Genomic DNA, 4,875 nt, shown 5'->3' with positions numbered 1-4,875 from the left:
CCGCGTACATCTGTTCGATCTCCTTGTCGAACCGCGCGACGATCACATCCCGGCGAAGCTTGAGCGAGGGCGTCAGATGACCGTCGGCAATCGAGAAGTCGATCGGCAGCACAACGATCTTACGGATCGACTCGGCCCGGGAGACCAGCTCGTTCGCCGCGTCGACAGCGGGCTGAAGCTCCGCGCGCAGACGCTCGTCGGCGTACCAGGAATCATCCGCAAGCAACAGGCCCAGCCGATCAGCCCAGGTCCGGACAGCGGTGCGGTCGACGGTGACAAGAGCGGTGACGAACGGCCGCTCGTCACCGACCACCATGCAGTTGCTCACCAGGGGATGCAGCCTGATCCGGTCCTCCAGCGGCGCTGGCGAGACGTTCTTGCCACCATTGGTGATGATAATTTCCTTACGCCGGCCAATGATGTACAGGTATCCGTCATCGTCGAGCCGGCCAAGATCACCAGTCGCGAGCCAGCCGTCATCCGGCGCGGCACGCTCGACCGGCGGTGGCCAGTAACCGGCGGATACCTGCGGCCCGCGCACCAGCACCTCTCCGTCGTCACTGATCGCCACCGTTGTCCCGGGCAGCGGCCGGCCGACGCTCCCCGGCCGGTTGGCGCCCGGCGCGTTTATGCTCACCGCTGTCGACGCCTCGGTGAGGCCGTAGGCACCGAAGATCTCCACACCGAGACCGGTCATGAACTCCGCCGTCGAGGGGTCAAGGAATGCCCCCCCGCACACGATGTGCCGAAGACGCCCGCCGAAAGCGGCGCGCAGGGGACGGAACACCAACCGGTCGAACACGGGCTGGCCGGCGCGCAGCGCCGGGTCCGCCAGCGCATGGCCGCGGCGGACTTTTCCCTCGTGGATCGCCGTGCGTTCCGCGGCGCGGTAATCCACCGCCGAGAGATCGACGCCGGCAAGCTGGCGGGCGTTTTTCCTGATCTTCTCCAGAGCATACGGGACAGCGATCAGAAATGTCGGCCGGAAGGAAGGCATAACCGCCAGCAGATCAGCTGGGCTGGCGAGGTGCCCCGTACGGACCCCCGCCCACAGACAACCAAGCTGGGTGACCCGCCCGAAGACATGGGACAGCGGCAGGAAAAGCAGGGTGCTCGCCGGCTCCGGATCCGATCCCGAGAAAACGACACCCAACTGTTCCACCACGTTCACCGCGGCCGCGAACATATTGCCGTGCGTGAGCATACAGCCCTTGGGCGGGCCGGTCGTGCCGCTGGTGTAAACGATTGTCGCAAGATCATCCGCGCGTACCGCGCGCCGGCGTCCCGTCACCATCTCGTCCGGTACCGAGCCCCCCCGGTCCGCGAGATCATCGAAGGAGCCGCCCAGCAACCACCGGCGATCGGCGGGGACGCCCAGGCCACCCTTCCCCAGCATGTCCAGCCGCTCGGGCTCCTCGACGAAACAGCCGGACACGCCTGCATCCCGGATGATATGTCCGACCTGGTACTCCGACGATGTCGGGTAGATCGGTACGGTCACCGCGCCGATCGTCCAGATCGCAAAGTCCGCGACGACCCACTCATAACAGGTGTGGCCGAGTACCCCTATCCGGTCCTGGGCCGCGACGCCGCCGGCCAGCAGCCCCTTCGCTACCCGCAACACGTCGTGACCGAACCCGGCGAGGGTGACGTCCTGCCAACCGGTGGCTGTCCGGCGACTCAGAATCGGTCGGTCCGGCTCCAGCCGCTTACGGTCGAATGCCATGCCGGCAAGCCCCTGGCCATGCGGCGGAGTGGCTCCGCCGGGCATGCTGAATTCCTGCACGACTACCCCTAACAGCGATATGTGCGGTCGGGTGACAAAAACAGGATAGCCGGCTCCGATGATGGCCGGAAAGGTTGTTCACAAGTATTCATGAACCCTATACTCAACGACAACGGAAAAACCACGATCAGTTCGATCGAAAGGAGTGCCGCCTTGTCCGTCAACCCCAGAGCGCCGATTGAGACGGACGTCTCCGGCCCACCATCGACCGACATTGTTCCGATCACCACCGAAGACGGATCGACCTTCGTCCTCCGGCTGTTCTCCCAGCAGGATCAAACCGCTCCCGCGGTGCTTCTCCTCCCGGCCATGGGTGTGCCGGCGACGTACTACAAACCGTTCGTCCAGGAATTGTGCCGGCGTGGGCTGTCCGTCGTAACGGTCGATCTACGCGGCCAGGGCGAGAGTGTCCGGTCGACGCGCCCGGGAACGCGGTCCGGTTACCAGGTGATAATCGAGCAGGATCTCCCCGCCATCATCGAGACCGTCCACCGCCGGTACCCCGCGGCGCCGCTGTTCCTGCTCGGTCACAGTCTCGGCGGCACCTTGGGGATCCTCTACGCCTCGGTCCGGCCGGATACCGTCGCGGGGGTCGCGGTCATCGCCACGGGGACCACCCACGTCAGCGGATTCGGTCGCCGGGGACCGAAAATCCTGCTGCAGACGCGGGCCGTCTACCTGGTGACCAGAATACTCGGCCACTGGCCCGGCCACCGGCTGGGATTCGCGGGCCGACAACCAGCCGGCCTCATGCTGGACTGGTGCCGACACGCCCGGACAGGACGGTACGAACCGGCGGGCTCCGAGCAGAACTTCGAGCAACGACTTCGGGAGCTATCCGTGCCGGTGCTTGCCGTCTCCCTGGACGATGATCTACTCGCGCCCCGGCGGGCGGTCGACATCCTGTGCGCGAAACTCGGCTCCGCCCCGCTGGCCCGGCTGCATCTCGACCGTGCCTCCGGACAGCTTCGGCTCGGCCACATCGACTGGATACGGGACGGCGGCACGATCGCCGCCCGGATGACCGACTGGGTTACAACCGTACGGCAGTAGCTCGTCACCCGGCCGCGAATATCACCCGAGCGCCGGCCGATCGGCTCCAGCGGCCGGCGCTCGGTCAGCGCAACTCAGAGCGTGTGTGAGATCGGGCTTTCGATCAGTGAGCCGCGGCCAGGGGGCGCCTGGCCGCGGCGAGCCGGAATGACGATCTCACACACGCTCTCAACCCGAAGGAGAAGGTGTCCGTGCACGCGAACGGCGCACAAGAAGAATCTCCGGAGCTGAACCGCATCCGCGAGCTGCGCGAGATACTGGCCTACGGACTGGAATCCGGGATCGGGGTCGGGCACTCACTGGGCATCACACTTGCGTCGGTGGAGAAAGGCCGGACGGTGTACACGCTCACGCCCTCACCGGCCACGGCCAACGCCATCTCCACCGTGCATGGCGGCGTCCTGGCGACCCTCATGGACACCGCTATGGGCAGCGCGATCTTCACCGAGCTGGCCGATGGCGTTCTTTACACCACGCTCGAGTTGAAGGTCAACTTCATTCGCCCGGTCAAGCTTGATGGCGACCAGCTCAGCTGCGAAGGCAGGACGATCAACATCGGTAGACGGACCGCGCTCGCGGAGGCCCGCGTCGTCGACCCCGCCGGAAAACTGATCGCCCACGGAACCAGTACCTGCATGCTCATGCGGCCCGCGGACGCGGCCTGAGACACACCGATCTGACCAGCACGCCCGGCCCAGCGCGCCGGGCTGTGCGCGCCCCGGGTCGTTCCACGTCAGCCCGTTCCACGTCCCAAGGGGCGTCCCGGCCCCGACAGACATCACAGTCCCAACGGGCCGCGGCTCCACCAGGTGCGCCTCCAGCCGGTCATCGACGGCCCGCTGGAGGCGCGCTCACTGCGCCCACCGGCCTCGAGCTGGCCGGCGGACGCCCCGGGAGAACATCAGGAGAGCTGGATGCCGAACCGCGCGGCCGGTGCGGCAAGGCGCACCGGGCCGTCAAAGACCCGGCTGGCGTCAGCCTGGCGGGCATGCAGCCATCCTGGGTCGGCGGAGATGAAATGGGTGAGCACAAGCTGGCCGACCTCGGCCGCGGCTGCGGTCTCACCGGCATCGGTGGCGCTGAGATGGCCGTGCGGCCCGTCGTCGCTGACCGCCAGCGTGGCTTCGGCGAGCAGCAGATCGGCCTTTGCGGCCAGGGAGATCAGCGCGTCGGTGCGCCCTGTATCGCCGGTGTAGGCGAGTGTTCCCGCCGGGCCCTCCACCCGGACGCCGCAGTTGGGCACAGCATGCCGCAGGCCATGCATGCCGATTTCGCAGTCACCCGCCTTGAACACCTCGCCGGCACTGTATTCCCGCACGTCGAAAGCGATGTCGAACGCCTTGTCCAACATGGGGATCGTCGCCACTGGAAAAAGTTTCGCAAGCTTGTCCAGGGTCGCCCGGCCGCCGCTCGGGACGTACAACGGAATCGGTGGGCGCTCGCTGTGGTCGTCGGCCTCCGGCAGGCTTGCCAGGTGTTTTCCGTATCGGGCCCGCCCGCTCAGAAGAGCCTTCCCGACAGGTAGCAGATCATAACAGTGGTCCAGGTGAAAATGGCTGATCACAACCGCGTCCAGCATCTTTGGATGCCCGATCGCGCTGAGCGCCAGAGCCACCCCAGGACCGCAGTCCAGCAGTATCCTGGAACTCTCCGTACTCACCAGATAGCCTGAACTGCCCTGCCCGCCGGATGGCATTCCGGAGCGGCAGCCGAGGACCGTGAGATGCATCAGAAGGACATCCGATCTCCTGAAATACAAAAATCAACACCATGCCTGAACGCACATTTCACTCGTTCCAGTGATGGTGCTGCGCAATCATGGAGCTGGCAACCGGCAGGTTCCACACGGGCGATTGCCAGGATTAATCGCCGCGGGCCCCGGCCATGCTCACGGCCCCGGCCGCGCCCACGGCCCGGCCGGGCTGCTGGCCGGAGGCTGCTGGCTAAGTGGTCGCCGCCGGACGTTGTTCGGGGGGTGCCGGATGACAGACGGATGCATCGTGAGGCGGAGAAGGCCCAGGAGCGGTGTTCTACCT

General features: G+C 66.3%; 4 protein-coding genes. 2 read left to right on the top strand and 2 right to left on the bottom strand.

Going from position 1 to position 4,875, the window contains the following annotated elements; genetic code table 11:
- The coding region (locus MJ783_RS18155) for a long-chain fatty acid--CoA ligase (protein ID WP_239311859.1) at positions 1-1,771 on the bottom strand (1,771 nt) is incomplete at its 3' end.
- Positions 1,772-1,876: 105 nt separating this feature from the next.
- On the opposite strand from MJ783_RS18155, the gene MJ783_RS18150 reads away from it, so the two are divergent.
- Together MJ783_RS18150 and MJ783_RS18145 are read left to right on the top strand one after the other, a co-directional pair.
- Positions 1,877-2,839 (top strand): alpha/beta fold hydrolase, encoded by a 963-nt coding sequence (locus MJ783_RS18150; protein WP_239311858.1) that lies wholly within the window; start codon positions 1,877-1,879, stop codon positions 2,837-2,839.
- Between the two features lie 185 nt (positions 2,840-3,024).
- Complete coding sequence (locus MJ783_RS18145) at positions 3,025-3,504, top strand: PaaI family thioesterase (RefSeq protein WP_239311857.1); 480 nt, start codon at positions 3,025-3,027, stop codon at positions 3,502-3,504.
- A gap of 236 nt (positions 3,505-3,740) precedes the next feature.
- Here MJ783_RS18145 and MJ783_RS18140 read toward each other — a convergent pair whose 3' ends face one another.
- Complete coding sequence (locus MJ783_RS18140; protein WP_239311856.1) at positions 3,741-4,568, bottom strand: MBL fold metallo-hydrolase; 828 nt, start codon at positions 4,566-4,568, stop codon at positions 3,741-3,743.
- Positions 4,569-4,875: the final 307 nt, after the last annotated feature.

Origin of the sequence: Protofrankia sp. Cj3 (assembly GCF_917627355.1) — a bacterium.
Classification (GTDB): domain Bacteria; phylum Actinomycetota; class Actinomycetes; order Frankiales; family Frankiaceae; genus Protofrankia.
This window is presented reverse-complemented; position numbering and strand designations above follow the sequence as displayed.

Bases quoted from the DNA above. Each gene is read 5' to 3' on its own strand.
- MJ783_RS18140 (WP_239311856.1), bottom strand. From the start codon at position 4,568: ATGCATCTCACGGTCCTCGGCTGCCGCTCCGGAATGCCATCCGGCGGG.
- MJ783_RS18150 (WP_239311858.1), top strand. From the start codon at position 1,877: ATGAACCCTATACTCAACGACAACGGAAAAACCACGATCAGTTCGATC.